Below are 24,107 nucleotides of genomic sequence, written 5' to 3' on the forward strand. Positions count from 1 at the left end.
TTTTATTTAATACGGCACACTACCCTACTTAATTTTTATTGGTAATCAATTGCATGACATGACGAACGGCTGCTGGCATATCTTGCGCTTGTAGCCCGCGCTGTCCAATCAGTAGTGAGCTATTATGCTGGTAATGGTCAGTATCATTCACCAAAGCGTCTCCTGCTAGCCCGTGTAGCAGAACCGCTTGGTGCAAGCAGCGCGCTTCGTCTTCTAGATCTTGTTGTGCCAACATCCCAGCAATCACCCCAGACAATACATCGCCCATGCCAGCGCTTGCCATACCTGCATTACCCAAGCCGCAAACATAAACATGCGCTTGCGAACCCTTCTGCTCTAATATGCTTTGCTCCAGTACCAATGAACCTGCGCCCTTTAGCACCCAATCACCGCCATAAGTGTTAGCACATTGTTTTATAGCTGCCAATCGATCATCTTCTACAATACTAACTTTCTTATCAAGCAATCTAGCCGCTTCACCGCTATGCGGTGTCAAACAAACCTGATGATCTATACTGTGTTGTCGCAGCTGAGCGATGAGTTCGTGCTCCTGACTCTCCATCTGTAACGATGCCAGATGATAAAGGCCGTCCGCATCAATGACCAGTGGCTTCTTCTCTGTTATGGCAGCCTGAACATAATGAATGAAAAGTGCTTGTGCCTTTTCATCACGTCCCAGTCCCATACCAATGGTAACGACGCTAGCTTCCTTAATTAATTTCCTCACCCCTTCTTTATCATGCAAATCGATTGTCATTGCATCTGGTAATGATGTTAATAGGGCGCCATGAAAGGCGTCGTGACAAGCCACAGTAATTTTGCCAGCACCGGTCGCCATGACACTGCTAGCAGATAGAATGGCTGCGCCGCCCATACCTTGTGAGCCATTAATGCGATTACCACCAATGACCAAGACGTGACCATAGCTACCTTTGTAGCTGTTCTGTCGACGAGTATTCAAAGCATGAGCCACAGTTACCAGTGTGGCGGCTGAGTTGCTGAGCTGAGTCGGTATTAACGGTATATCGATCACGCTCCCGCTATAGTCCATGCCATCTTTGGTATGTAAGCCGAATTTACGGGCAATCAAACACAACGTCACATCAGCTTGTATGGCGATGCGCTCAAATACTTGACCAGTAGAAGCCACTAAGCCACTCGGGATATCAACCGAAATTGCCAAAGCATCATTTAGTTGCGTTATCTTGTTAAAGGCGCTAATAGCCTGCTCATAAACACCTTCAGGTGCACGGTCAAGTCCAATACCAAACAATGCATCGATATAAATATCAGCTGGCCAGTCCGTTTCTCTTATCTCACTTTGACTGGCCCTACTATCCTCAAAGCGTTGGTAAGGCACCTTGGCAGATAGGGCTATTTGTTGCGCTTGCTTAGCATCAGATACAACGTCGTGCTTGTCTGCTTTGTTAAAGGCATTCATTAGATTGTCTGTTTCCAGATCATCGGCAGTATAACCGACTGTGAGGAGTTGTACTTGCCAGCCTGCCTGTTGCAGATAGTAGGCAATAAGCCAACCATCACCGCCATTGTTGCCCTTTCCTACCCAGATACTCGCTCGTTGCTGACAACTATTACGTCGATAAACTTTATGATCAGCTGAGGCACGAGCTTGGAGATATTTTTGCTCATAGAGCCGCTCGATATGCTGCGCCATTTGCCAAGCTGCTTGCTTCATCAGTCCTAAGCTATCATAACCCTCTGCAAACCAAGCTTGCTCCATAGCGTAGACCTGCTCGCTGCTATAGAGCGCTATCGGTCTGGTTGTGTCTGCTAAGAATACTTTAGATTGAGCTTTCATAATGTCCTCTATTATTTTTATTGGTGTTTGATCATATTAAAACTTGCTGGTTACTCGCTTATCTCAGCTTAGCAAAAGCTCACTTTGACGTATGTATCAATATGAAATGTGAGTTTATTTGCTTTTATGCTTGCGCTCTTAGCTCACTGGCTTATCATATCGGTATTCACTCTATCACCTGCTATCACACATGAATAATCCTTCTAAAGCAAACTTGCCTATCTCTTCAACTCAGCAGATATCAGCTCAGCCTAACCCTGCGCCCGAAAAAAAAATTAATGTGAATAATAGCCCAACGTTTGCCACTACCGCAGAGGTAAAGCAATGGATTAAGGCCCAAGCACAGTCTTTAGGATTTGCCGACTGTGGCTTCTTATCCGTACATCATCCTTTATTTACTCAACAAATTGAACAATTGCAACGGTGGCTGGATAAAGGTTATGAAGGCCAATTGCAGTTTATGCATAACAATCACCACCTACGTGCGCATCCTGCCCAACTGGTAGAAGGGGCAAAAACCATCATCAGCGTGCGTATGGATTATCTGACTCAGACACCCACTCCGCGGGCAGTCACTGATAACGATCATCCCAACCAAGGTATCATTGCGCGCTATGCCAGAGGTCGCGATTACCATAAAACCATGCGCAGCCGTTTAAAGCAATTGGCTTTAAAGATAGAAGCGATGCTTGCCGAATGGCAGCATCTGGATATTGGGGCTGACTCGGAATTTATTTTTAGACCTTTTAGTGACTCTGCCCCTATCTTTGAGCGTCCTATTGCAGATGCAGCAGGGCTTGGCTGGACGGGCAAGCATACGCTACTGCTAAACAAACAAGCGGGCTCGTTCTTTGTGCTGGGTGAGTTGTTTATGAGTCTTGAGCTGCCAGATGATGAGCCAGTAAAAGAGCACTGCGGCAGTTGCAGCGCCTGTATTGACATCTGTCCAACCCAAGCGATTGTCGCCCCCTATGAGCTCAATGCTTCTGCCTGTATCTCTTATTTAACGATTGAGCATGATGGGGTGATTGATACCAAATATCGACGCGCAATTGGCAACCGTGTCTTTGGCTGTGATGACTGTCAGCTTATTTGTCCGTGGAATCGCTACGCCAACCTTACAACCGTAGAAGACTTCACACCACGGCATCAGCTTGATAACAGCAGTTTGCTTGAGCTATGGCAATGGCAAGAAGCAGAGTTTATGAAAAAAACTGAAGGCAGTCCCCTCAGGCGTACAGGCTATGTGAACTTTTTGCGCAATATCGCCATTGGACTTGGCAATGCTAACCCCAGTATAGAAATCGTCACTCACCTACGATCGAAGTTAGGCTTGCATAACGACATGCTGGATGAACAAATTGATTGGGCACTTAGCGAACAAACTGAGAAATTGAATACTAGAGCGTGTCCTTAATTCAATAGATAAACCTCTAAATGGGCTAAATTTGCTCATGCTAGACACAAAAATGCCTCTTTAATAAGAGGCATTTTTATGTCTATTAAATATGCTAATGCTAATTAAACTTAAGCATTATGGATTAGGAGCTTTAACTGCATCATTACGGCTTAGGAATACGCAATACTTGACCAGGATAGATTTTGTCTGGGTCAGAAAGCATAGGCTTATTGGCTTCAAAGATTTTTGTATAATCACCCGCTGAACCATAAACTTCTTTAGCAATTTTAGAGAGGCTGTCACCAGATTTTACGGTATACATCGTAGATTCAGGGGCATCCTCTTCGATATCGATATTATCAATCACTTTAGCGACGTTCTGAACGTTACCAATAGCGATAATGGCTTTTTCACGGTCAGCCTGAGTTTTAGCATTACCACTGATTTCGGCAGTATCCGTCGAACCATTATATTTAATTTTTAGGTTACTGATATTGAGATTCTGCTGCTGAATGCGACGCAGCAAAATGTTGGCAACCGATTGCGCTGAAGGCTCACTGCTTTGTACTGGAGTATTGGCATCCGCTTTGGTTTCTGCTTTAGCGTCATGCTTGGCATCATCACGGTTAAAGATTTTATCACCGATGTCTTTTGCAAAACTGAACATACCCATATAACTGCTCCTTGAAGTATTTTTATTCATTATTATTTTAACGATAATTTTTTAATTATTACCATTATTTGCTATTGCTAGCGTTCTGATTGCTATTGCTAGCGTTCTGAGTATAGCAAAGATGTTCCATTTGAATAGTAAGAGTATGTTGAGTAATGTTAAATGAGCCAAGCTTATGTTAATGGTATATTGGCTTTGTTATACTAAATGACAGCCATAAAAAAACCGCCTATCTATCAAGATAAACGGTATTGTAAAACTTGCTAAGTGAATAGCGAATTATAGCTGAGCTTGTACGTAGTCGATTGCTTTTTGAACCGTCGTCAATTCAGCTGAATCTTCATCAGGAATAGTAATGCCAAAATCGCTTTCGAATGACATAACCAACTCAACGAGATCCAATGAATCAGCGCCTAAATCTTCCATAAACGAAGCATCGTTATTGATGTCTTCAACGTTCATACCCAGTTGCTCAGCTACTGCCGCTTTTACTCTTAGCTCGGTATCATTACTCATATAGATTACTCCTTTATCATCTATTATTTTTAATAAACTGCGCTAGCGTGATAATTAAACGCTAGCGCCTAGTATATAAAATGGAATTTGCCAGATCAGCATTGCCGTCTGAGTACTCTATGACACGTTATACGTTCTGTCTAATGTCTAGTAAAGCCCTGCTATCATACAGGGCTTTGACGTAAAAGTATTCGTCATTATAACACCCTTTATTATAGTTTACACTCGTTCACACAGTTTTTTATTATAAGTATGTAACGCAGTTTAGCAAACTACATATACATGCCGCCGTTGACAGGAATAACCGCACCAGTGATATAGCTGGCTTCGTCACTGGCTAAGAAATGTACAGCAGCTGCGATGTCTTCTGGCTGACCGAGACGGCTAATTGGCACTGCGTCTAACATCGAGTTTAGTAGGCGCTCATCCAACTCATCAGTCATATCGGTCTCAATCAAACCGGGCGCCACACAGTTGATCGTGACTTGGCGTGAGCCAATCTCACGTGCCAGCGTACGGCTAAAACCTTCGACGCCCGCTTTAGTAGCAGCATAGTTAGATTGACCCGCATTACCCATCTGTGCGACCACAGAGGTGATATTAATAATACGACCACGGCGCGCTTTCATCATACCGCGTACCGCACGTTTACTCATGCGATAAACTGATGTCAAATTGGTATCAATCACATTTTCCCAATCTTCATCTTTCATACGCATTAACAAACCATCTTGGGTAATACCAGCATTATTGACCAATACTTGCACTGCACCATAGACGCTTTCGATCTCTTCAAATAGCTTATCAACCTGTGCGGTATCACGCACATCTAACACACGGCCAATACCACCACTATCATGTAGATAACCGTCAATGAGTTCAGCGCCTTTTTCAGTGGTCGCTGTGCCAATAACAAAATGTCCTTCTTTTGCAAAACGTTTGGCGACGGCCTTGCCAATACCACGACTGGCGCCAGTCACTAGAGTGATCGTACGGCTCATGATAATACCTCCATTAATTTATCAAGACGGGCGGGTTTGTCAGTAGGATAGCTGGTAATCGGTTGCGCTTGACGCTTGGCCAAATTACTCAGTACATTACCGCTGCCACACTCGATTAAAATATTAATTTGTTTATCAGCCAGCTCTTGCATGGTTTTCGACCACAGTACTGGCTCACTTAGCTGCTCGGTTAATGCCTGCTTGATACCCACGGCACTGCTTTCAACGCGCGCATGACGGTTTTGAATGACCGGAATCGTCGCTTGATCAAACTTAATGGCAGCTAAAGCTTCCGCTAAGGCACTACTCGCTGGTTCCATCAATGCACAATGCGATGGCACGCTTACTTTTAGCGGAATGGCTTTTTTGCCAGTATTTTGTACTTTATCAATAACAGCCGTAACGCCTGCCGCATTTCCTGAAACCACAACCTGTCCTGGGCTATTGAAATTTGCCGCGCCAACAACCGCCCCATCAACATGCTCGGTTGCCTGCTCACACAAGTTTTCCACGCGATGATCTTCTAGTCCCAACACTGCTGCCATCGCTGTATCGATACCTACTACGGCCTCTTGCATTAGTTGACCACGCGTATGTACCAATTTCACCGCATCAGCAAGCGATATCACTCCAGCGGCACAAAGGGCGCTGTACTCACCTAAAGAATGACCCGCCAGGTAGCAAGGCGCTTTTTTGAATTTTGGTTGTAGAATGCGCCAAATAGCAATACTAGCTGTCAATAAGGCTGGCTGAGTATATTGCGTTTGGTTGAGCTTTTCTTCATCCTGACAAATTGCCCATAAGTCTTCACCAAGCGCAGCACTAGCTTCAGCGAAAGTATCACGAATCTCTGGATAAATTTCAGCAAGCTCGCTGGTCATCCCGAGGGCTTGTGAGCCTTGTCCGGGGAAAAGTATCGCAATGCGGGCTGGCTGTTTTTTTATCATATCGGGTACAGAGGCCATAACCAATATTCCTTATGTAATTGGAAACATCCCTAAAGAAAATGGGGAGTATTGTAGAATTAGAGGCAGTCTAGAGTTATATTTTTGATTGGAGCACTCAGACAGCTCAATATAAGTAAACTATACACTGACCACTACTATTATCATAGCTGATGGAAAAATGAGGCGTTGAAGTAAGATATCTTTTGGCGTTTAACTTTCGATAGTTTTTAGGCATACCAATTTATAAAAACCACTTATAAAAACGACAGGATAAAAATTTAATAGCAAAAAGCCAAGTTATCCCAACACCTAATAAAGGGTAGCGGAATAACTTGGCTTTCGTTAGCTCAAAATGTATTGCCTAATAATAGCAGTGCAAAAAATCGTAGAGTGCCATCAGCACTATCGTATCGTTGCATCACTGATTAAATAGTCAATCAATTAAGCGTCTTGACTGACCTTGAACAGCTGACGGCCACGGTAAAAACCATCTTTAGTCATGTGATGACGACGATGTTTTTCACCGGTGGTAGCATCTACGCTCAGCTCAGCCACTTCCATACGATGGTGTGAACGGCGCATGTCACGACGAGAACGGCTTTTACGACTTTTTTGAACAGCCATGATATAGCTCCTATACTTAAAAGGGATAAGCTTAAAATTCAGCTTTAGTCGATACTGACAGAGGCTATATAATCACAACAACCTAAGTCTTACGCATCATTAGTTAAATAGATTGCCACGTGCATTAAAATGCTAACTACGTCTAAAATCTATAGTCAATTTGCCTAGTCAGTTTTTATCTGCAAGTAACGTGTTGCTAGAATGCAATAAACGGGACATTATACGCATGTTTCATCGATTAATAAAGCCCTGCTTGCCACTCTTCTGCACAAAGCCGATAAAAGGTGTCCTAAATCCGCTAAATGCAGAACTTTACACTTATAGTTTGCCTTTTAACGACGCTAAAGCAGCAAAAGGATTCTCATTTTCTTCCTCTTCTGGTATTTCACCAAACTGCTCAACAGTCATTTCACAGTCATCATGCTTCGGCGCCATGGGTGTTTTAAGCAAAATCTCATCTTCAATCAGTTTCTTCAAAGGCAATAAACGCTCAGGCGATTGCTCAGTGACCACTTCATCAAGCAATAGATAATCTTGCTCTTCGTTAATTAGACGCACTTGGCTCTCATCATCGAGTAGAGCGATATCATAATCATCGGTCAAATTAATATCTACCGGCTGCAAGCAACGCTGACAAGTCAGCCATACATCACCTACTAATTTGAACGATAGGTGTAAGACATTGCTACGACGATATAGATTAATACTAAGCTGAATGTTTGCCTGTTCATGCTCGGTCGTCAATATAGCGGAAAGACGCTCAAAAGTAGCAGGGGCTATCTCCCCTTCCCATTCAAAGCCAGTGTCTTCCCATTTATTGAGGGAGATGTGTTCGGGCATGCTGGTCGATATCGGCGTTTGTATATTGTCAGCGTTAACCACTGACGGCTTACTATCTGGGGTGCTTGACATACGCGGCCTCATTCATCAAAAACGGTGTATAATATTGCCTGCCATACTAACGGAAAGCACCGAATAGCGCTAGCGCTAGTATGTTAAGATTTTTGGTACTAATTTTAGTGCTAGGGCATATCTTCATTTCAGAAATGGTGGTAAAAATGAGATAAATTGCAGTCAAACAAGAAAAATAGCGCAGATAATATCAGGATATTAACCAGCTATTTGATGATGTTTGGCAAGATTTAACCATTTTTAACCCATTTAAATGACTATCGAGTGAATTGAAGACACGCTTTAGTTCTCAGTTTACATCTATCTTTATATTGCCTATTACTCGCTTATATCTATAGAGCCCTAGTACTCTCTTTTGTCTTATTTGGTCACCCTTTTATTTATGATATCGCCTGCTACTAATCCTAATTTTTCTGAATTATGGTCGTCTATTGACAAAGATCTTCTGCTCCAGTGTCTGATGAATTTAGAAGATGAAGCGTTAAAATCCTGTTGTAGTACGTCAAAACCTAGCATACCCAATGATAAGACAAACGAAAACCTAAAAGAGTTGGCAGTGCAATGGCAAAATATCTCTAAGAGAGTTGACTCTACAGAAGATAGCGAACAAGCAGCGACTAGCTGGCTTATTGATCTATTTAATACCTTATTTGCCGAACAGCAAGTGATATTAGCTCGCGGTGATGGTGAACCAGAATACTTCCCTGCTCAAGACCAGCAGCCAGCACGAATTGAATTCGCGCATGGATTTTTTGCCAGTGCGCTGCATGAGTGCAGCCATTGGTGTGTCGCTGGTAAAGAACGTAGAGGCTTAAGCGACTTTGGCTACTGGTATGCACCTGATGGACGTACGGCCGCTCAGCAGCAAGCGTTTGAGCGTGTAGAGATTAAACCACAAGCCCTTGAATGCTTATTCACTCTTGTCTGTGGCCGCCGCTTTCAAGTCTCTCAAGATAATTTGTTTGCCGACTTCGATACCAGCGGTAGCACTTTTGCTCGGGACGTTTATCTACAAGTTGAAGCTTATATTACTGACCCTCATACACTACCGCGGGATGCTAAAACTTTACTGTGCATATTACTGCAAGTTTGTAACGATAAATCAACCAGTACCTAGCCACTATAAATTTCTATACCTTCCCTTACGGGCATAATTCTAATCCGTTAACGATTTCCTACCCATCGTAACGCCTTGCCAATAAACTTATATGGGCTTTAGGCTATACTGTTAGATAAAGAGTTTCTATTTCAGTCTCAACAGTATGTTAAGTTGATAAAATTTTAATTTATTACTAAAGATATTTTAATAAAAATAATTGATCGACCATTCTAAAAGCCTATAACTCATAATTATAAAATAAGGAATTGTTATGCAAGTACTCTATATCCATCCAGAAAATCCGCAGCCACGTCTTATTGAGCAAGCCGCTGACTTATTGCGTAAGGATCAGTTGATTATCTATCCAACCGATACCAGCTATGCTTTTGGGTGTCGTCTAGGTGCCAAAGATGCGCTAGAAAAGCTCAAGCAAATACGCGCGCTTGATGAAAAGCATCAATTTACCTTGCTATGTCGTGACCTAAGTGAGATTGCCAATTACGCTGCTGTAGACAATGTACAATTCAAACAGCTCAAGGCACACACCCCTGCCCCTATCACATTCATTTTAAATGCCACCAAAGATGTGCCGAAGAAGTTAGCACACGCGAAGAAAAAAACCATTGGTATCCGCGTACCGAGCAACCCTATCGCTCAAGCGCTTTTAGAAGCCATGGATGAGCCTATTTTAACCAGCTCATTAATATTACCGAATCGTGATGACATACTTGATGATCCATTCGAGATAGAAGATTTGTTAGGCAACCAAATAGATGGTCTCATTAATGCTGGTATCAAAACGACCAAACTTACCACTATCGTTGATATGACTAGCGGCAAACCTGAAGTTATCAGACAAGGCGCTGCCAACGTCGATTCATTACTGCTCTAATAAATGAATAATGTGATTAACCAAATTTAAGACATAAAAAAAAGCTCCAATTAATTGGAGCTTTTTTTATCTTACGAGTAGCGTATAAAATTAGTCGCGATCAACCAATTCTACATAAGCCATTGGCGCATTATCACCATCACGGTGACCGCATTTTACGATACGCAAATAACCACCTGGACGCGCTTGGTAACGAGGACCTAACGTGCCAAATAATTTGCCTACCATAGCTTTGCTACGCATACGGCTAAACGCTAAACGACGATTAGCAACGCTGTCTTCTTTAGCCATAGTGATTAATGGCTCGGCAACGCGACGTAACTCTTTTGCTTTTGGTAAAGTTGTTTTGATCAGTTCATGCTCAAATAATGAGTTGGTCATGTTCTGAAACATTGCCTTACGATGACTGCCGGTACGACCCAGCTTGACTCCACTCTTACGATGGCGCATAGTCAAAAATCCTTAAAGTTTAACGGCTACGATAAGAAAAGCGATCATCAACACGTAAATCAGCTGGTGGCCAGTTATCTAGGCGCATACCAAGCTCCAAATCTTTAGACGCTAACACGTCCTTGATTTCCGTTAATGATTTCTTACCAAGATTTGGGGTTTTAAGTAGTTCAGTCTCTGAACGCTGTACCAAATCACCGATATAGTAAATGTTTTCAGCTTTCAAGCAGTTGGCTGAGCGAACCGTTAGTTCAAGATCGTCCACAGGGCGTAATAGCACCGGATCAACCTCTTCTTTTTCTTTCACAGGCTCAGGCGCTTCTTCAGCTTCTAGGTCAACAAAGATAGAAATCTGTTGTTGTAAAATAGTGGCTGCTTTACGAATTGCTTCTTCTGGATCTATAGTGCCATTAGTTTCAAGCTCAATGATAAGACGATCAAGATCAGTACGTTGTTCTACACGTGCGTTCTCAACCTGATAAGCAACACGAAGCACAGGACTAAAACTTGCATCAAGTTTCAAGCGGCCAATTGCTTTCGTATCACCATCTTCACGGCGCTGGTTTGCTGGCTCATATCCACGACCCATTACTACACGCAAACGCATCTTAAGATGACCACGGTCGCTTAATGTACCTAATACCAATTCTGGATTGATAATATCTACATTATGCGGTAACGCGATGTCTGCGGCAGTAATAGTGCCTGGACCTTGTTTATCCAAGGTCAAAGATACTTCATTTTGGTCATGAAGCGTGATGGCCAAGCCTTTTAAGTTCAAAAGCAGGTCAAGCACGTCTTCTTGCAATCCTTCAAGCGTTGAGTATTCATGGTCAACACCATCAATCTCAGCTTCAATGACTGCAGCACCAGGTAATGAAGATAACAAGATGCGACGTAAGGCATTACCTAGGGTATGCCCAAAGCCGCGTTCTAACGGTTCGAGCGTGACTTTCGCAATCGTTTCGTTAACCGTGTCCACGTTAATGGCATTCGGCGTTAGAAACTCAGTTGCATTTAGCATCATGATGTCACCTCGATTTATTTAACTGGTTTAATTAACGCTATTTAATCAATGTTATTATTATAACATTGATTAATACGTCAGTTATTTAGAGTATAGCTCAACGATCAAGCTTTCGTTGATTTCAGCAGGTAGATCAATACGATCAGGTGCTTGTTTAAAAGTACCTTGTAGTTTGCTGTGATCAACATCTAGCCATTCTGGAATACCACGTTGTGTCGCCAGTTCAATAGCGTTTTTGATACGTAGTTGTTCGCGAGACTTCTCTTGGATAGCGATGACATCACCATCTTGTAGCTGAATTGATGGAATGTTCACACGAACAAACTCATCACGGCCAGCTTTTTTTACCATAACAGTACGATGACTGACTAGCTGACGTGCTTCAGCGCGCGTTGAGCCAAAGCCCATGCGATATACCACGTTATCTAGACGACTCTCAAGCATTGCTAGTAGGTTTTCACCTGTAGCGCCACGCTTACGAGCAGCTTCTTTATAGTAGTTAGCGAACTGACGCTCAAGTACACCATAGATACGCTTAACTTTCTGCTTTTCACGCAGCTGTAGAGCATATTCTGAGGTCTTGTTACGGCTTACACCATGTTGACCTGGTGGACGACCAGCTTTCTTAGTTTTAACGTCGTATGGTTTAACGCCAGACTTAAGACCTAAGTCCGTACCTTCACGACGTGATAATTTTAGTTTTGGTCCAATATAGCGGGCCATTGTTATGTCTCCTATAAGCTTTTGGGATAAAAAGCTTCGTCTTTAATATTAGACGCGGCGCTTTTTCGGCGCACGGCAACCATTGTGTGGGATTGGGGTTACATCAGAGATGCTGTTGACTTTATAACCCAATGCACCTAGTGCTCTTACCGCAGACTCACGACCCGGTCCTGGTCCTTTGACCAAAACGTCGATATTCTTAACACCATATTCTTGAGCCGCTTTACCAGCGACTTCAGCTGCAACCTGCGCTGCAAATGGTGTAGATTTACGTGAACCACGGAAGCCTTGTCCACCTGAAGTGGCCCAAGCCAATGCATTACCCTGACGATCGGTAATCGTAACAATGGTGTTATTAAAAGACGCATGGATATGGGCTATGCCCTCCGATACTGAACGACGAGCCACCTTTTTGCGACTGCGAGTGTCTTTTGCCATCTTTTAGCTTCCTAAGTTAATTATCTTTTGAGAGGGCGTGTCGGACCCTTACGAGTACGAGCGTTGTTTTTGGTGTTCTGACCTCTAACTGGTAGGTTACGACGATGGCGGATGCCACGGTAACAACCGAGATCAACTAAACGCTTGATATTCATTGACACTTCACGACGAAGATCACCTTCCGTCATGTAATTTGCAACTTGTGCACGGATAGCATCTAACTGTGTATCATCTAACTGACTGACTTTAGTAGTAGGGGCAATGCCAACTGCTTCTAAGATTTTCTGAGCAGTGGTACGGCCTACACCAAAGATGTAAGTTAATGAAATAACAGCATGCTTATTATCCGGAATGTTTACGCCGGCAATACGAGCCATTGATTTCTCTCCATTAAAGAAAAATAAGCTTTATTTATCAATAAGGCTTTAATTTTCAGATTTTTTGCTGTCAATACTAAAGCTTCTATAATTATTATCGCTGTTTTGACTTGTGAACAAGTCCGTTCATTGACGCTATTATAAAAGTTTTTGCATAAACTACGGCAAGTGGCGGATGATATCGCATCCGCCGTTGTTTTTCAAGTATTAATTTAACTAGTAGGTTGAGCGTGTTGCTTTACCCTACTCAAATATTAACCTTGACGTTGCTTGTGGCGCGGTTCTGCTGTACAAATAATATGTACACGGCCTTTACGGCGTACAACTTTACAGCTACCACAAATCTTTTTAACTGATGCTTGAACTTTCATAGCATACTCCTTTGAGATATCGTACCGCTCATTTAAGGTTGAGTGGGCGATTGAATTAACGTCTGATCATGATATTGATGGGTCATCAAATGCGCTTGAATTTGCGAGATGAAGTCCATTACCACAACCACCATAATCAGTAGCGACGTACCACCAAGTTGAAACGGTACACCAAACGATGACTGGACGACCATTGGCATTAAACAAATAACCGTAATATACATCGCGCCAATAAAGGTCAGTCGGTTTAATACATGATCGAGATAACGCTGAGTTTGTTGTCCTGGGCGAATACCTGGGATATACGCACCACTACGTTTAAGGTTTTCTGCCACTTCACGCGGACTAAATACCAAAGCCGTGTAGAAATAACAGAAGAAAATAATCATTGCACCGAACAGTACTAAATATAGCGGTTGCCCTGGGGACAATACCAATGCCATATTTTGCAATATTTTTTGTACAAAGGTAGGATCAGTTGATTGACCAACCCACTGCCCTAAACTTGCTGGAAATAACAATAGCGAACTGGCAAAAATGGCTGGGATAACCCCTGCCATGTTAAGCTTCAACGGCAAATGTGATTGCTGCTGCGCATAGATCTTACGACCTTGCTGTTGCTTCTGTGCATAGTTTACTGGTACACGACGCTGGGCACGTTCAATATAGACGATACCCGCGGTAACCGCGATACCTAGCAGTACAAAAATAAAGAGCACAATCAAGTTCATTTGACCTTGATTGACCTGTTCAATAGATTGCGAAATCATACCTGGCGTACCAGCCACAATACTGGCAAAAATCAGCATTGAAATACCATTACCTACACCACGCTCTGTAATCTGCTCACCAAGCCACATCAAGAACATAGCGCCTGCGACCAATGAAGTCACGGCTGGAATATAAAAAGTCAAACCAGAAGATAGGGTAAGATTTTGGCTGATTAAGCCAGCACACATTCCTAATGACTGTACTAGGGCTAAAGCAAGTGTCCCTTGACGGGTATACTTATTTAGCTTGCGTCGTCCTGCTTCACCTTCTTTTTTGAGGGCTTCAAGCGATGGCAACACTGCAGACATCATCTGTACGATAATAGATGCAGAGATATATGGCATGATGCCAAGTGCCATGATGGACATACGCTCTAGCGCACCACCTGAGAACATGTTAAACATGCTCAGAATGGTATTTTCGTTGCGCGAAAACAGATCAGCCAAATTAACGGGGTTAATACCCGGTACCGGAATGTGTGACCCTAAACGATAAACAATCAATGCGCCGATTAAGAATAATAAACGCGTCCATAGCTCATCATACTTACGTATAAAAGCAAATGGATTGAGCGGTATACCAGCCGATGACATTGATTGTTTTGACACGTTACTACTCCTCGATGCTACCACCAGCAGCTTCGATTGCTTGCTTAGCGCCTTTAGTCACTTTGATACCTTTAAAGGTATAAGCTTTGGTCACTTCGCCTGATAACATTACACGAGCACGCTTCATATCATGACGGATAAGGTTGGCAGCTTTAAGTGTTTCAATGCTGACAACATCGCCTTCAATTTTGTTCAATTCAGACAGACGAACTTCAGCAGTCGTCATTGCCATTCTACTGGTAAAACCAAATTTTGGTAGACGGCGATATAAAGGCATTTGACCACCTTCAAATCCTGAGCGTATGCTAGAACCTGAACGAGATTTCTGACCTTTTACACCACGACCACCAGTCTTACCAAGACCTGAACCGATACCACGACCACGACGTTGGGCAGTTTTCTTTGCGCCAACACCTGGTGATAATTCATTTAATCTAAGACCCATTACGCTTCCTCCACTTTTACCAAGTAGTTAACGCGATTGACCATACCACGAGTTGAAGGAGTATCTTCTACTACAACAGAATGATTAATACGGCGTAAACCCAATCCTTTCAAGCATGCTTTGTGGCTCTTTAGGCGATGGGCACCCGATTTCAATTGAGTGACTTTCATTTTTTTCATCGTAACTCACCTAGTCTAAGTTAACCCAAGATTTCGTCTACAGATTTACCACGTTTCGCTGCCATCTTCTCTGGAGTTGACATATCACGTAAACCGTTAAACGTAGCGCGAACCACGTTAGCAGTATTGGTAGAACCATAACATTTAGTCAAAACATCTTTGACACCAGCAACTTCTAACACAGCACGCATTGCGCCACCAGCGATTACGCCAGTACCTTCAGATGCAGGCTGCATGTAGACTTTACTAGCACCATGACGTGCTTTGATCGGATGATACAAAGTTGCATCGTTGAGCTCAACAGTAATCATATTGCGTTTAGCAGCTTCTAGTGCTTTTTGAATAGCAGCTGGCACTTCACGTGCTTTACCACGACCAAAGCCAACGCGGCCATTGCCATCGCCCACTACGGTTAACGCAGTGAAAGAGAAAATACGACCACCTTTAACTACTTTTGCAACGCGATCAACGGTAACTAAGCGTTCTACTAGACCGTCAGTCTGTTCATTTTTATCATTTTTATCATTTCTAGCCATGATTAAAACTCCAATCCGTTTTCGCGAGCCGCTTCAGCTAAAGCTTTTACTCGACCATGATATTTAAAACCACTACGGTCAAAGGCAACTTTAGTAATACCAGCTGCTTTTGCGCGTTCTGCGATTAATTGGCCTACAGACGTCGCTGCATCAGCATTACCAGTCGCGCCTGAACGCAAGCTGCTGTCTAAGGTAGATGCCTGAGCAATCACTTCACCACCGTTCGGAGAGATAATCTGGGCATAAATATGTTTCGGCGTACGGTTAACCGTTAGACGATGTGCGCCTAAATGACGGATATGTGCGCGGGTTTTCTTTGCTCGACGTAGACGAGCTGCTTTTTTATCAAACATTTCAACTCACCTTATTTTTTCTTGGCTTCTTTGCGAATCACATGCTCGTCACTATAACGAATACCTTTACCTTTATAAGGCTCTGGTGGACGGAAAGCGCGGATATTAGCCGCTGCTTGACCAAGCTGCTGTTTATTGTTTGATTTCAAAACAATTTCAGTTTGCGTTGGGGTTTCAGCCGACACACCTTCAGGTAGCGTATATTCTACTGGATGTGAGTAACCAACGTTTAGCGTTACTTTATTACCAGTAGCTTGAGCACGATAACCAACACCAATTAGTTGAAGACGTCTTTCAAAGCCTTCATTCACGCCTGTAACATAGTTGTTAAGCAAAGCGCGCATGGTGCCAGTGTGCATCATGGCTTCTTTTGAATCGACTGTAGGTGAGAAAATGATTGCATCATCTTCCTGTTTCAGCTCGACCAATTCATGCAGGCGTAAAGACAAATTGCCGTTCTTGCCTTTAACTTCGACCTGCCGATCGTTCAAAGTAACACTTACGCCGTTAGGCAGTGCTACTGGGGCTTTAGCCACACGAGACATAGGAATATTCCTTAAAAAATTAACTTACTTCTATTAGCGAAAAAACTAACAGGCTAAAAAGCGTGTTAGTTTAGCATAATTGATGGCGTTAGACACCTATCAATTTGAAATAATTTATAATTACTCAATTGATAGAAGTCTAACAAGCATCAAATAGACTTTATCGTCGTGTAGCTTACGCTACAAATGCAACGATTTCACCACCGATACCAGCAGCGCGTGCAGCACGATCGCTCATGATACCTTGACTGGTTGATACGATAGCAACACCCATACCTTGTTTAACAGTAGGGATAGCGTCTTTACCGCGATGCTGGCGTAAACCAGGACGGCTGAAACGTTGAATCGTTTCGATAACAGCTTTACCTTCGAAGTATTTTAGTTCGATAGTTAGTGTGGCTTTATTGTTGTCTTGTTCAGTGACAACAGCGTTCGCTACATAACCTTCGCTAACCAGTAAATCAGCAATTGATTTACGTAGTTTAGAGCTCGGCATTGCTACCGATACTTTGTTAGCCATTTGTGCGTTACGAATACGGGTTAGCATATCCCCAACGGTATCTTGCATACTCATATAGTTACTCCTTACCAGCTTGCTTTACGAACACCAGGCACATCGCCTTGCATGACACGCTCACGCAGCATATTGCGTGATAAGCCAAACTTGCGGAAGTAACCGTGAGGACGACCGGTGATAGCACAACGATTGCGCAGACGTACTGGTGATGAGTTACGTGGAAGAGCTTGTAGCTCTAGCATCGCTTCCATACGAGTTTCGTCACTTGCAGTCATATCACTGATAGTTTCTTTTAGCTTGATACGCTTTTCAGCATATTTAGCAACCATTTTTTCGCGCTTCAATTCGCGGTTAATCATGCTCTTCTTTGCCATAACGTCTTTACCTTATTTAAATGGGAAGCCGAATGCTTTAAGCAACGCGCGACCTTCTTCATCAGATTGAGCTGACGTGGTGATTGTTACATCCATACCGCGGATACGATCAATCTTGTCAAAGTCTACTTCTGGGAATACGATTTGTTCTTTGATACCCAATGAGTAGTTACCACGTCCGTCAAAGGCTTTAGGTGAAAAACCACGGAAATCACGAATACGAGGAATTGCAATGGCAATGAGACGATCTAAAAATTCGTACATTTGCTCACCGCGTAGCGTTACTTTACAGCCAATTGGCCATTCTTCACGAATCTTAAAGCCAGCAACTGATTTACGCGCTTTAGTGACCACAGGTTTTTGACCAGCAATAGCGGTCATGTCGGCTACTGCACCTTCAAGCAATTTCTTGTCTTGAGACGCGCCGCCTACACCCATGTTAAGTGTGATTTTAGTGATTTTAGGCACTTGCATCACGTTCGCTAAACCAAGGTCTTCTTTGATTTGCTGCTTTAGTTCATCGTTATATAAAGATTTTAATCTTGCCATTACCATTACACCCTTAGTGTCTTACGCAGTCGCCACTACTTCACCGTTCGAACGATAGACGCGTTGTTTATTGCCGTCTTCGCCGAACTGATAAGTAATACGATCAGCTTTTTGGGTTTGCGCATTTAATATTGCGACATTTGAAATATGCAGAAAAGCTTCTTGCTTAAGAATGCCACCTTCAACGCCAGTCGCCTGATTTGGCTTCTGATGTTTAGTAACAATATTAATGCCTTCTACTTTAATACGATCATTTTTTACAGCTTGTACAGTACCTTGTTTGCCTTTATCTTTACCAGCAATCACGATAACTGTATCGCCTTTACGTAATTTTGACATGGATTACCTCACAATACTTCTGGTGCTAGGGATACAATTTTCATAAACTGATCACCACGTAGTTCACGAGTTACCGGTCCAAAAATACGAGTTGCAATCGGTGCTTTGTTTTGGTTCAACAATACCGCAGCATTGTCATCAAAACGCAGAACAGAACCATCAGGACGACGAACGCCTTTTTTGGTACGTACAACTACCGCATTCATCACGTCGCCTTTTTTAACACGACCGCGAGGAATGGCTTCTTTAACCGTTACTTTAATAATGTCGCCAACTGATGCATAACGACGATGAGAGCCACCCAGTACTTTAATGCACTGAACTCGCCTTGCACCGCTATTGTCTGCAACTTCCAGCATTGACTCAACCTGAATCATAGCGTTACTCCACACGTATGAGCAATAAAAACCAGTTGCTGCCGCTAGCACAGTATGAGTAGTCGGCATTTTAATATAAATAACCGCTGCTACTCTTAATGTGAGTGATATACGCTCGGCGCAATCAGCATCCTTAAAAAGGCGGCTATTTTAACAGCTTCTGGCTTTTAATGCAATTTACTTAGATTTTTTCTACTTTTTCAACCACATCAACTAAAGTCCAAGACTTAGTTTTTGAGATTGGACGCGTTTCTTTGATGCGGACAAGGTCGCCTTGTTGGCAAACGTTATTCTCATCATGAGCTTTGATTTTTGTAGAACGACGAAGCTGCTTGCCATACAAAGGATGACGAACCAGACGTTCAATCAAAACTGTGATGGACTTGTCCATCTTGTCGCTGACAACTCTTCCTGTCAATACGCTAGCATTAGCTGTTTGATTGTTATCGCTCATGAGTCGCCTCGTTGTTTCTCGTTAATCAAAGTCTGAATCTGAGCAATCGTGCGACGATTGCCTCTGACTTCATGGGTATTACCCAACTGACCAGTTGCTTTAGCCATACGAATACGGAAAGCATCAAGTTGCTTTTCATCAAGTAACTGGGTCAGTTCTTCTAATGATTTATCACGTAATTTACTGATCTTCATTACATTATCGTCCGCTTAACAATGGTAGTTTTAAAGGGCAGTTTTGCTGCAGCAAGCGTGAAAGCTTCACGTGCAAGCTCTTCTGGTACCCCTTCAATTTCATATAGCACTTTACCAGGTTTGATTTCGCATACCCAATACTCTACAGGACCTTTACCTTTACCCATACGTACTTCTAATGGTTTATTAGTAATTGGTTTGTCTGGGAATACACGAATCCAAATCTTACCACCACGCTTAATCTTACGAGTAATGGTACGACGTGCCGCTTCAATTTGACGGGCTGTCATACGACCGCGCGTCAATGATTTTAGACCAATTTGTCCGAATGCAACGGTGCTTCCACGATGAGCTAGCCCAGTGTTACGACCTTTGTGCATTTTACGAAACTTGGTACGTTTTGGCTGTAACATAGTTTAACCTCTGTCTGAGTTTCGACGGTTTCCGTTTCCACGACCACGGCGTTTTGGCGCACGAGTCTGCTCTTCTTTGACCGGATTATAAACACTGTTCATACCGTCAAGGATTTCTCCGCGGAAGATCCAAACTTTTACACCGATGGTGCCGTAAGTTGTTTCTGCACGTACTGACGCATAGTCAATATCAGCGCGAAGTGTATGTAATGGCACACGGCCTTCACGATACCATTCACTACGAGCAATCTCAGCACCACCAAGACGGCCAGACAGCTCAACTTTAATGCCTTTAGCACCAGAACGCATGCTGTTCTGTACGGCGCGTTTCATCGCACGGCGGAACATAACACGACGCTCAAGCTGACTTCCGATACCATCTGCTACCAAACGTGCATCAAGATCAGGTGACGTGATTTCTTCAATGTTGACCTGAGCAGGTACGCCCATAATTTTGGTCAATTCTTTTTGAAGTCTTTCGATATCTTCGCCTTTTTTGCCGATAACAATACCAGGACGCGCAGTGGCGATGGTAATCTTAGCGGCGCCAGTAGGACGCTCGATCATGATGTTGCTGATCATAGCGTTGTCTAGCTTTTTGCGTAGATACTCACGAACTTGAATGTCGTTGATGAGGTATTCTGAGTATTGTTTAGGGTTAGCATACCAGTTTGCGTTATGCTTTTTGACAACACCAAGACGAATTCCGATTGGATGTACTTTTTGACCCATAACTTATTCTCCTACCTTTATAGTGATGTGACAGGTACGCTTACTGATACGATCAGCGCGACCTTTAGCACGTGGTAGGATACGTTTTAGCGTAATGCCTTCATCAACGTATATAGTTGATACTTTAAGCGTATCAATGTCTAAACCGTTGTTGTTTTCGGCATTGGCGATGGCTGAGTTAAGACATTTCTTAACAAACACAGCACCTTTTTTATTACTATACGTTAGGATATCCAAAGCACGCTCGATAGATTTGCCACGAACTTCATCAGCAACGAGTCTAACTTTTTGTGCCGATATGGCGGCACCGCGTAATTTTGCAGTTACTTCCATGGTAAGCACCTTATTTCTTAGCTTTTCTGTCAATGCCATGACCACGATACGTACGAGTCGGGGCAAATTCACCTAGTTTATGACCAACCATCTGTTCGCTCACGATAACCGGTACATGAGTACGGCCGTTGTGAACAGATAAAGTTAGGCCAACCATTTGTGGCAGAATCATCGAGCGGCGCGACCAAGTCTTAATTGGCTTGCGTGAGTTGGTGTCTAATGCATTCTCAACTTTAGCAAACAAGTGCGCGTCTATGAATGGACCTTTTTTCAATGAACGAGGCATGAAATTCTTCCTTTATTTCTTCTTGGCGCGACGGCGGATGATCATGTTGTCAGTACGCTTATTATGACGCGTTTTAAGTCCTTTAGACTTCTGACCCCAAGGGCTGGTTGGATGGCGACCTTTGTTACGACCTTCACCACCACCGTGTGGGTGATCAACCGGGTTCATAGCGACACCACGAACAGAAGGACGAATACCGCGCCAACGTGAAGCACCGGCTTTACCAAGTGATTTCAAGTTGTTTTCAGTGTTCGATACTTCACCAATAACAGCACGGCAATTCACATGAACGCGGCGAGTTTCGCCAGAACGCATACGTAGAATAGCATAAATACCGTCACGACCTAGTAATTGAACACTAGCACCCGCAGAACGAGCCATCTGTGCACCTTTACCGATTTTAAGCTCGATATTGTGAATCACAGTACCCAATGGGATGTTTTTCAACGGTAAACAGTTACCTGGACGGATAGGTGAAGTTTCACCTGACATCACGGTATCACCAACTGCTTGTTTTTTAGCAGCAATGATATAGCGACGCTCACCATCAGCATACTTAAGTAAGGCAATATGTGCAGTACGGTTAGGATCGTATTCAATACGCTCTACAGTAGCTGGGATATTGTCTTTGGTGCGTTTAAAATCGATAATACGATAATGTTGCTTATGACCACCACCGATGTGACGAGTCGTTATGCGACCATTATTGTTACGACCACCTGACTTACTTTTTGATTCGAGAAGCGCTGCATAAGGACGACCTTTATAAAGGTGTGGATGCACCACTTTTTCAACAAAACGACGGCCTGGTGATGTTGGCTTTGCTCTTACGATAGGCATGAGTGTAATCCTTATTCGTTATTCGCTGTTTCACTAGTAGAAGCAGTCGTATTCGCGACCTCTTCACCAGCATCAGCCATTTGTACATCTTGACCAGCTTTTAAGGTAACATAGGCTTTTTTGTAGTCATTACGACGGCCGATGCTTTTACCAAAACGCTTTGTCTTACCTTTAACGTTCAAAGTGTTTACTTTTAAAACTTCAACACCTTCAAACATCATCTCAACTGCTTTTTTAACTTCAAGCTTAGTAGCGTTAGAGTCAATTTTAAATACTTGCACACCAAATGAGTCGCCAAGCATTTGAGATTTCTCTGAGAATACAGGTCCTCTTAGGATCTGATAAAGTCTTGCGTTATTCATGCTAGTGCTTCCTCAAATTGTTTCGCAGCTTCAACTGACATGATCACTTTATCAAAAGCGATCAAACTCACTGGGTCCACTTCGTTTGTACCAAGTACATTGACGTGTGGAATGTTGCGAGCGGCTAAGTATAAGTTTTCGTCAACGTCTTTGGTAACGATTAGTGCACGAGGTGCGCCCAAATCATTTAACTTGGCGATAAGCTCTTTGGTCTTAGGCCCAGAAACGCTCAACTCTTCAACCAAAATCAGACGCTCTTGGCGAATCAATTCGGCTAGGATACACTGCATAGCACCGCGATACATCTTACGGTTAACTTTCTGTGACCAATCTTGTGGTTTGGCCGCAAATGCACGACCGCCCCCACGCCAGATAGGGCTACGAATAGAGCCTGCACGAGCGCGACCAGTACCTTTTTGGCGCCATGGCTTGATGCCACCGCCAGAAACTTCGGCACGGGTTTTTTGTGCACGTGTACCCTGGCGAGCACCAGCAAGATATGCGGTGACGACTTGATGCACTAATGCTTCGTTGAATTCACGACCAAAAGCCGTATCAGAAAGCTCAACCGCCGCACCTGTAACTGTTTTTAAATCCACGTTAATCCCCTTGCTTAGGCTTTGACTGACGGACGTACGATGACATCGCCACCGGTGGCACCAGGGATAGCACCCTTGATGACAATTAACCCATTTTCAACATCAACCGATATCACTTCTAGGCCTTGAACGGTAACGCGTTTGTTACCCATCTGACCTGGCATTTTTTTGCCTTTGAAGACTTTACCTGGTGACTGGTTTTGACCAGTTGAACCGATAGCACGATGTGATACTGAGTTACCGTGAGTGGCATCTTGCATGCTAAAGTTGTGACGCTTTACGCCGCCTTGAAAGCCTTTACCTTTACTCTGTCCTGTGACATCAACCATCTGACCTTGTTCGAACAAGTCAGCTAGGATCTCACCGCCAATCTCACGACCTTCAAGATCGCTGTCATTGGCACGAAATTCCCAAACACCACGACCAGCTGCAACACCAGCTTTAGCGAAGTGACCTTTTTGTGCAGCGGTTACGCGGCTGTCACGACGGGTACCTGTGGTGATTTGGATGGCTTGATAGCCATCTACATCAGTATTTTTTACTTGAGTAATGCGGTTTGCATTGACCTCAACCACTGTTACAGGGATAGATGCGCCTGTTTCAGTGAAGACACGGGTCATGCCGCATTTTTTACCGACTAAACCGATCGCCATTTTAGACCTCTTTATATCTTATATTAATGGGTTGGGTGTGTAGTGTGCATTAACCCAAAGCAATTTGAACGTCAACACCCGCCGCTAAATCTAACTTCATTAGCGCATCCACAGTTTTGTCAGTAGGTTGAACGATATCAACCATACGCTTATGAGTACGGATTTCGTACTGATCACGAGCGTCTTTGTTAACGTGTGGTGAGGTTAGAACGTTGAAGCGCTCAATGCGAGTCGGCAACGGTACAGGACCACAAACTTGCGCACCGGTGCGCTTTGCAGTATCAACAATCTCTTGTGCAGATTGATCAATCAGACGATGATCAAAAGACTTAAGACGGATACGGATTCTCTGGTTAGCCATGCCAGCAAGCTCCTAATAT

Annotated in this window: 38 protein-coding genes; 3 read left to right on the plus strand and 35 right to left on the minus strand. The window is 43.3% G+C overall.

What is annotated here, in order from left to right:
• Positions 1-28 precede the first annotated feature (28 nt).
• The gene (locus AAEY79_RS07665; protein ID WP_352287953.1) at positions 29-1,819 is read right to left on the minus strand and encodes an NAD(P)H-hydrate dehydratase; all 1,791 of its coding nucleotides are present in this window, start codon (positions 1,817-1,819) and stop codon (positions 29-31) included.
• A 190-nt stretch (positions 1,820-2,009) separates the two neighbouring features.
• Between AAEY79_RS07665 and queG the strand changes: the two genes are divergently transcribed.
• Positions 2,010-3,236 carry a tRNA epoxyqueuosine(34) reductase QueG gene (queG, locus tag AAEY79_RS07670; protein WP_201567771.1) on the plus strand — a complete coding sequence of 409 codons (1,227 nt, stop codon included), beginning with the start codon at positions 2,010-2,012 and terminating at the stop codon, positions 3,234-3,236.
• Positions 3,237-3,381: 145 nt separating this feature from the next.
• Here queG and lysM read toward each other — a convergent pair whose 3' ends face one another.
• From lysM to AAEY79_RS07700, 6 genes are all read right to left on the minus strand, one after another.
• The gene (lysM, locus tag AAEY79_RS07675) at positions 3,382-3,891 is read right to left on the minus strand and encodes a peptidoglycan-binding protein LysM (protein WP_201567773.1); all 510 of its coding nucleotides are present in this window, start codon (positions 3,889-3,891) and stop codon (positions 3,382-3,384) included.
• A gap of 279 nt (positions 3,892-4,170) precedes the next feature.
• Entirely contained in the window at positions 4,171-4,407 is a 237-nt protein-coding gene (acpP, locus tag AAEY79_RS07680; RefSeq protein WP_025652201.1) for an acyl carrier protein, read from the minus strand.
• 272 nt (positions 4,408-4,679) lie between these two features.
• Complete coding sequence (gene fabG / locus AAEY79_RS07685) at positions 4,680-5,414, minus strand: 3-oxoacyl-ACP reductase FabG (RefSeq protein ID WP_240990841.1); 735 nt, start codon at positions 5,412-5,414, stop codon at positions 4,680-4,682.
• Complete coding sequence (fabD, locus tag AAEY79_RS07690; RefSeq protein WP_025652199.1) at positions 5,405-6,373, minus strand: ACP S-malonyltransferase; 969 nt, start codon at positions 6,371-6,373, stop codon at positions 5,405-5,407. Before fabD ends, fabG begins: the two co-directional genes overlap by 10 nt.
• A gap of 423 nt (positions 6,374-6,796) precedes the next feature.
• The gene (rpmF, locus tag AAEY79_RS07695; protein ID WP_010196743.1) at positions 6,797-6,979 is read right to left on the minus strand and encodes a 50S ribosomal protein L32; all 183 of its coding nucleotides are present in this window, start codon (positions 6,977-6,979) and stop codon (positions 6,797-6,799) included.
• Positions 6,980-7,297: 318 nt separating this feature from the next.
• Complete coding sequence (locus tag AAEY79_RS07700; RefSeq protein ID WP_025652198.1) at positions 7,298-7,891, minus strand: DUF177 domain-containing protein; 594 nt, start codon at positions 7,889-7,891, stop codon at positions 7,298-7,300.
• A gap of 382 nt (positions 7,892-8,273) precedes the next feature.
• On the opposite strand from AAEY79_RS07700, the gene AAEY79_RS07705 reads away from it, so the two are divergent.
• On the plus strand, positions 8,274-9,008 hold the full coding sequence (locus AAEY79_RS07705; protein ID WP_201566329.1) for an elongation factor P hydroxylase: 735 nt from the start codon (positions 8,274-8,276) through the stop codon (positions 9,006-9,008).
• A 253-nt stretch (positions 9,009-9,261) separates the two neighbouring features.
• Complete coding sequence (locus AAEY79_RS07710) at positions 9,262-9,882, plus strand: L-threonylcarbamoyladenylate synthase (protein WP_025652196.1); 621 nt, start codon at positions 9,262-9,264, stop codon at positions 9,880-9,882.
• A 90-nt stretch (positions 9,883-9,972) separates the two neighbouring features.
• Here the strand turns inward: AAEY79_RS07710 and rplQ are convergent, their stop codons facing one another.
• The 28 genes from rplQ to rpsJ form a co-directional block, all read right to left on the minus strand.
• Positions 9,973-10,332 carry a 50S ribosomal protein L17 gene (gene rplQ / locus AAEY79_RS07715; RefSeq protein ID WP_025652195.1) on the minus strand — a complete coding sequence of 120 codons (360 nt, stop codon included), beginning with the start codon at positions 10,330-10,332 and terminating at the stop codon, positions 9,973-9,975.
• Positions 10,333-10,351: 19 nt separating this feature from the next.
• A complete protein-coding gene (locus AAEY79_RS07720; RefSeq protein WP_201566328.1) occupies positions 10,352-11,359 on the minus strand; it encodes a DNA-directed RNA polymerase subunit alpha in 1,008 nt (335 codons plus the stop codon).
• Between the two features lie 81 nt (positions 11,360-11,440).
• Positions 11,441-12,082, minus strand: a complete 642-nt coding sequence (gene rpsD, locus AAEY79_RS07725) for a 30S ribosomal protein S4 (protein WP_010196731.1) — start codon at positions 12,080-12,082, stop codon at positions 11,441-11,443.
• Positions 12,083-12,130: 48 nt separating this feature from the next.
• A complete protein-coding gene (gene rpsK / locus AAEY79_RS07730) occupies positions 12,131-12,520 on the minus strand; it encodes a 30S ribosomal protein S11 (protein WP_010196728.1) in 390 nt (129 codons plus the stop codon).
• A gap of 20 nt (positions 12,521-12,540) precedes the next feature.
• Positions 12,541-12,897, minus strand: coding sequence for a 30S ribosomal protein S13 (rpsM, locus tag AAEY79_RS07735; protein WP_021813384.1), 357 nt, complete (start codon positions 12,895-12,897; stop codon positions 12,541-12,543).
• A gap of 254 nt (positions 12,898-13,151) precedes the next feature.
• The gene (gene rpmJ / locus AAEY79_RS07740) at positions 13,152-13,268 is read right to left on the minus strand and encodes a 50S ribosomal protein L36 (protein WP_010196721.1); all 117 of its coding nucleotides are present in this window, start codon (positions 13,266-13,268) and stop codon (positions 13,152-13,154) included.
• 32 nt (positions 13,269-13,300) lie between these two features.
• Positions 13,301-14,632, minus strand: coding sequence for a preprotein translocase subunit SecY (secY, locus tag AAEY79_RS07745; protein ID WP_198015437.1), 1,332 nt, complete (start codon positions 14,630-14,632; stop codon positions 13,301-13,303).
• A gap of 19 nt (positions 14,633-14,651) precedes the next feature.
• A complete protein-coding gene (gene rplO, locus AAEY79_RS07750) occupies positions 14,652-15,092 on the minus strand; it encodes a 50S ribosomal protein L15 (RefSeq protein WP_010196716.1) in 441 nt (146 codons plus the stop codon).
• Positions 15,092-15,271, minus strand: coding sequence for a 50S ribosomal protein L30 (rpmD, locus tag AAEY79_RS07755; RefSeq protein WP_025652192.1), 180 nt, complete (start codon positions 15,269-15,271; stop codon positions 15,092-15,094). The genes rplO and rpmD overlap by 1 nt, the downstream gene beginning before the upstream one ends.
• A 20-nt stretch (positions 15,272-15,291) precedes the next feature.
• A complete protein-coding gene (gene rpsE, locus AAEY79_RS07760; RefSeq protein ID WP_010196711.1) occupies positions 15,292-15,807 on the minus strand; it encodes a 30S ribosomal protein S5 in 516 nt (171 codons plus the stop codon).
• Between the two features lie 2 nt (positions 15,808-15,809).
• Positions 15,810-16,160, minus strand: coding sequence for a 50S ribosomal protein L18 (gene rplR / locus AAEY79_RS07765; protein WP_025652191.1), 351 nt, complete (start codon positions 16,158-16,160; stop codon positions 15,810-15,812).
• Between the two features lie 11 nt (positions 16,161-16,171).
• On the minus strand, positions 16,172-16,705 hold the full coding sequence (gene rplF, locus AAEY79_RS07770) for a 50S ribosomal protein L6 (RefSeq protein WP_025652190.1): 534 nt from the start codon (positions 16,703-16,705) through the stop codon (positions 16,172-16,174).
• 175 nt (positions 16,706-16,880) lie between these two features.
• On the minus strand, positions 16,881-17,279 hold the full coding sequence (gene rpsH, locus AAEY79_RS07775) for a 30S ribosomal protein S8 (RefSeq protein WP_010196706.1): 399 nt from the start codon (positions 17,277-17,279) through the stop codon (positions 16,881-16,883).
• Positions 17,280-17,290: 11 nt separating this feature from the next.
• Positions 17,291-17,596 carry a 30S ribosomal protein S14 gene (gene rpsN / locus AAEY79_RS07780; protein WP_010196705.1) on the minus strand — a complete coding sequence of 102 codons (306 nt, stop codon included), beginning with the start codon at positions 17,594-17,596 and terminating at the stop codon, positions 17,291-17,293.
• 12 nt (positions 17,597-17,608) lie between these two features.
• Entirely contained in the window at positions 17,609-18,145 is a 537-nt protein-coding gene (gene rplE, locus AAEY79_RS07785) for a 50S ribosomal protein L5 (RefSeq protein ID WP_025652189.1), read from the minus strand.
• A gap of 21 nt (positions 18,146-18,166) precedes the next feature.
• A complete protein-coding gene (gene rplX, locus AAEY79_RS07790) occupies positions 18,167-18,484 on the minus strand; it encodes a 50S ribosomal protein L24 (RefSeq protein WP_010196703.1) in 318 nt (105 codons plus the stop codon).
• A gap of 8 nt (positions 18,485-18,492) precedes the next feature.
• On the minus strand, positions 18,493-18,861 hold the full coding sequence (gene rplN, locus AAEY79_RS07795; protein WP_010196702.1) for a 50S ribosomal protein L14: 369 nt from the start codon (positions 18,859-18,861) through the stop codon (positions 18,493-18,495).
• Between the two features lie 181 nt (positions 18,862-19,042).
• Positions 19,043-19,315, minus strand: a complete 273-nt coding sequence (gene rpsQ, locus AAEY79_RS07800; protein ID WP_010196699.1) for a 30S ribosomal protein S17 — start codon at positions 19,313-19,315, stop codon at positions 19,043-19,045.
• Positions 19,312-19,509, minus strand: coding sequence for a 50S ribosomal protein L29 (rpmC, locus tag AAEY79_RS07805; protein ID WP_352287958.1), 198 nt, complete (start codon positions 19,507-19,509; stop codon positions 19,312-19,314). The genes rpsQ and rpmC overlap by 4 nt, the downstream gene beginning before the upstream one ends.
• Positions 19,509-19,922: a 50S ribosomal protein L16 gene (gene rplP / locus AAEY79_RS07810; RefSeq protein ID WP_010196693.1), complete on the minus strand. Its 414-nt coding sequence runs from the start codon at positions 19,920-19,922 to the stop codon at positions 19,509-19,511. Before rplP ends, rpmC begins: the two co-directional genes overlap by 1 nt.
• Before the next feature lie 3 nt (positions 19,923-19,925).
• A complete protein-coding gene (rpsC, locus tag AAEY79_RS07815; RefSeq protein ID WP_010196691.1) occupies positions 19,926-20,654 on the minus strand; it encodes a 30S ribosomal protein S3 in 729 nt (242 codons plus the stop codon).
• A gap of 3 nt (positions 20,655-20,657) precedes the next feature.
• Positions 20,658-20,987 (minus strand): 50S ribosomal protein L22, encoded by a 330-nt coding sequence (rplV, locus tag AAEY79_RS07820; RefSeq protein WP_010196689.1) that lies wholly within the window; start codon positions 20,985-20,987, stop codon positions 20,658-20,660.
• 10 nt (positions 20,988-20,997) lie between these two features.
• The gene (rpsS, locus tag AAEY79_RS07825; RefSeq protein WP_021813372.1) at positions 20,998-21,273 is read right to left on the minus strand and encodes a 30S ribosomal protein S19; all 276 of its coding nucleotides are present in this window, start codon (positions 21,271-21,273) and stop codon (positions 20,998-21,000) included.
• A 12-nt stretch (positions 21,274-21,285) separates the two neighbouring features.
• Positions 21,286-22,113, minus strand: coding sequence for a 50S ribosomal protein L2 (gene rplB, locus AAEY79_RS07830; protein ID WP_025652187.1), 828 nt, complete (start codon positions 22,111-22,113; stop codon positions 21,286-21,288).
• Between the two features lie 11 nt (positions 22,114-22,124).
• The gene (rplW, locus tag AAEY79_RS07835) at positions 22,125-22,475 is read right to left on the minus strand and encodes a 50S ribosomal protein L23 (RefSeq protein ID WP_025652186.1); all 351 of its coding nucleotides are present in this window, start codon (positions 22,473-22,475) and stop codon (positions 22,125-22,127) included.
• Positions 22,472-23,074: a 50S ribosomal protein L4 gene (rplD, locus tag AAEY79_RS07840; protein ID WP_025652185.1), complete on the minus strand. Its 603-nt coding sequence runs from the start codon at positions 23,072-23,074 to the stop codon at positions 22,472-22,474. The genes rplW and rplD overlap by 4 nt, the downstream gene beginning before the upstream one ends.
• Before the next feature lie 14 nt (positions 23,075-23,088).
• Complete coding sequence (gene rplC / locus AAEY79_RS07845; protein ID WP_025652184.1) at positions 23,089-23,727, minus strand: 50S ribosomal protein L3; 639 nt, start codon at positions 23,725-23,727, stop codon at positions 23,089-23,091.
• A 49-nt stretch (positions 23,728-23,776) separates the two neighbouring features.
• On the minus strand, positions 23,777-24,088 hold the full coding sequence (gene rpsJ, locus AAEY79_RS07850; protein ID WP_010196670.1) for a 30S ribosomal protein S10: 312 nt from the start codon (positions 24,086-24,088) through the stop codon (positions 23,777-23,779).
• Positions 24,089-24,107: the final 19 nt, after the last annotated feature.

The organism is Psychrobacter sp. GW64-MNA-CIBAN-0177 (assembly GCF_040309585.1).
GTDB lineage: Bacteria > Pseudomonadota > Gammaproteobacteria > Pseudomonadales > Moraxellaceae > Psychrobacter > Psychrobacter okhotskensis.

Coding starts and splice junctions, on each gene's coding strand:
- rpmC (WP_352287958.1), bottom strand. CDS start 19,509: ATGAAGATCAGTAAATTACGTGATAAATCATTAGAAGAACTGACCCAG.
- AAEY79_RS07720 (WP_201566328.1), bottom strand. CDS start 11,359: ATGATGCTAAATGCAACTGAGTTTCTAACGCCGAATGCCATTAACGTG.
- rplN (WP_010196702.1), bottom strand. CDS start 18,861: ATGATTCAGGTTGAGTCAATGCTGGAAGTTGCAGACAATAGCGGTGCA.
- rplE (WP_025652189.1), bottom strand. CDS start 18,145: ATGGCAAGATTAAAATCTTTATATAACGATGAACTAAAGCAGCAAATC.
- rpsS (WP_021813372.1), bottom strand. CDS start 21,273: ATGCCTCGTTCATTGAAAAAAGGTCCATTCATAGACGCGCACTTGTTT.
- rpsN (WP_010196705.1), bottom strand. CDS start 17,596: ATGGCAAAGAAGAGCATGATTAACCGCGAATTGAAGCGCGAAAAAATG.
- acpP (WP_025652201.1), bottom strand. CDS start 4,407: ATGAGTAATGATACCGAGCTAAGAGTAAAAGCGGCAGTAGCTGAGCAA.
- rplB (WP_025652187.1), bottom strand. CDS start 22,113: ATGCCTATCGTAAGAGCAAAGCCAACATCACCAGGCCGTCGTTTTGTT.
- rpsJ (WP_010196670.1), bottom strand. CDS start 24,088: ATGGCTAACCAGAGAATCCGTATCCGTCTTAAGTCTTTTGATCATCGT.
- rpmD (WP_025652192.1), bottom strand. CDS start 15,271: ATGAAAAAAATGAAAGTCACTCAATTGAAATCGGGTGCCCATCGCCTA.
- AAEY79_RS07665 (WP_352287953.1), bottom strand. CDS start 1,819: ATGAAAGCTCAATCTAAAGTATTCTTAGCAGACACAACCAGACCGATA.
- fabD (WP_025652199.1), bottom strand. CDS start 6,373: ATGGCCTCTGTACCCGATATGATAAAAAAACAGCCAGCCCGCATTGCG.
- rpsD (WP_010196731.1), bottom strand. CDS start 12,082: ATGGCCCGCTATATTGGACCAAAACTAAAATTATCACGTCGTGAAGGT.
- secY (WP_198015437.1), bottom strand. CDS start 14,632: ATGTCATCGGCTGGTATACCGCTCAATCCATTTGCTTTTATACGTAAG.
- rplV (WP_010196689.1), bottom strand. CDS start 20,987: ATGGAAGTAACTGCAAAATTACGCGGTGCCGCCATATCGGCACAAAAA.
- rplC (WP_025652184.1), bottom strand. CDS start 23,727: ATGGCGATCGGTTTAGTCGGTAAAAAATGCGGCATGACCCGTGTCTTC.
- rplP (WP_010196693.1), bottom strand. CDS start 19,922: ATGTTACAGCCAAAACGTACCAAGTTTCGTAAAATGCACAAAGGTCGT.
- rpsK (WP_010196728.1), bottom strand. CDS start 12,520: ATGGCAAAAGACACTCGCAGTCGCAAAAAGGTGGCTCGTCGTTCAGTA.
- rpsQ (WP_010196699.1), bottom strand. CDS start 19,315: ATGAGCGATAACAATCAAACAGCTAATGCTAGCGTATTGACAGGAAGA.
- AAEY79_RS07710 (WP_025652196.1), top strand. CDS start 9,262: ATGCAAGTACTCTATATCCATCCAGAAAATCCGCAGCCACGTCTTATT.
- rplW (WP_025652186.1), bottom strand. CDS start 22,475: ATGAATAACGCAAGACTTTATCAGATCCTAAGAGGACCTGTATTCTCA.
- AAEY79_RS07700 (WP_025652198.1), bottom strand. CDS start 7,891: ATGTCAAGCACCCCAGATAGTAAGCCGTCAGTGGTTAACGCTGACAAT.
- rpsH (WP_010196706.1), bottom strand. CDS start 17,279: ATGAGTATGCAAGATACCGTTGGGGATATGCTAACCCGTATTCGTAAC.
- rpsE (WP_010196711.1), bottom strand. CDS start 15,807: ATGGCTAGAAATGATAAAAATGATAAAAATGAACAGACTGACGGTCTA.
- lysM (WP_201567773.1), bottom strand. CDS start 3,891: ATGGGTATGTTCAGTTTTGCAAAAGACATCGGTGATAAAATCTTTAAC.
- rpmF (WP_010196743.1), bottom strand. CDS start 6,979: ATGGCTGTTCAAAAAAGTCGTAAAAGCCGTTCTCGTCGTGACATGCGC.
- rplF (WP_025652190.1), bottom strand. CDS start 16,705: ATGTCTCGTGTGGCTAAAGCCCCAGTAGCACTGCCTAACGGCGTAAGT.
- rpsC (WP_010196691.1), bottom strand. CDS start 20,654: ATGGGTCAAAAAGTACATCCAATCGGAATTCGTCTTGGTGTTGTCAAA.
- rpmJ (WP_010196721.1), bottom strand. CDS start 13,268: ATGAAAGTTCAAGCATCAGTTAAAAAGATTTGTGGTAGCTGTAAAGTT.
- rpsM (WP_021813384.1), bottom strand. CDS start 12,897: ATGGCTCGTATTGCCGGCGTAAACATTCCGGATAATAAGCATGCTGTT.
- queG (WP_201567771.1), top strand. CDS start 2,010: ATGAATAATCCTTCTAAAGCAAACTTGCCTATCTCTTCAACTCAGCAG.
- rplO (WP_010196716.1), bottom strand. CDS start 15,092: ATGGGTCTTAGATTAAATGAATTATCACCAGGTGTTGGCGCAAAGAAA.
- AAEY79_RS07705 (WP_201566329.1), top strand. CDS start 8,274: ATGATATCGCCTGCTACTAATCCTAATTTTTCTGAATTATGGTCGTCT.
- rplR (WP_025652191.1), bottom strand. CDS start 16,160: ATGTTTGATAAAAAAGCAGCTCGTCTACGTCGAGCAAAGAAAACCCGC.
- rplQ (WP_025652195.1), bottom strand. CDS start 10,332: ATGCGCCATCGTAAGAGTGGAGTCAAGCTGGGTCGTACCGGCAGTCAT.
- rplX (WP_010196703.1), bottom strand. CDS start 18,484: ATGTCAAAATTACGTAAAGGCGATACAGTTATCGTGATTGCTGGTAAA.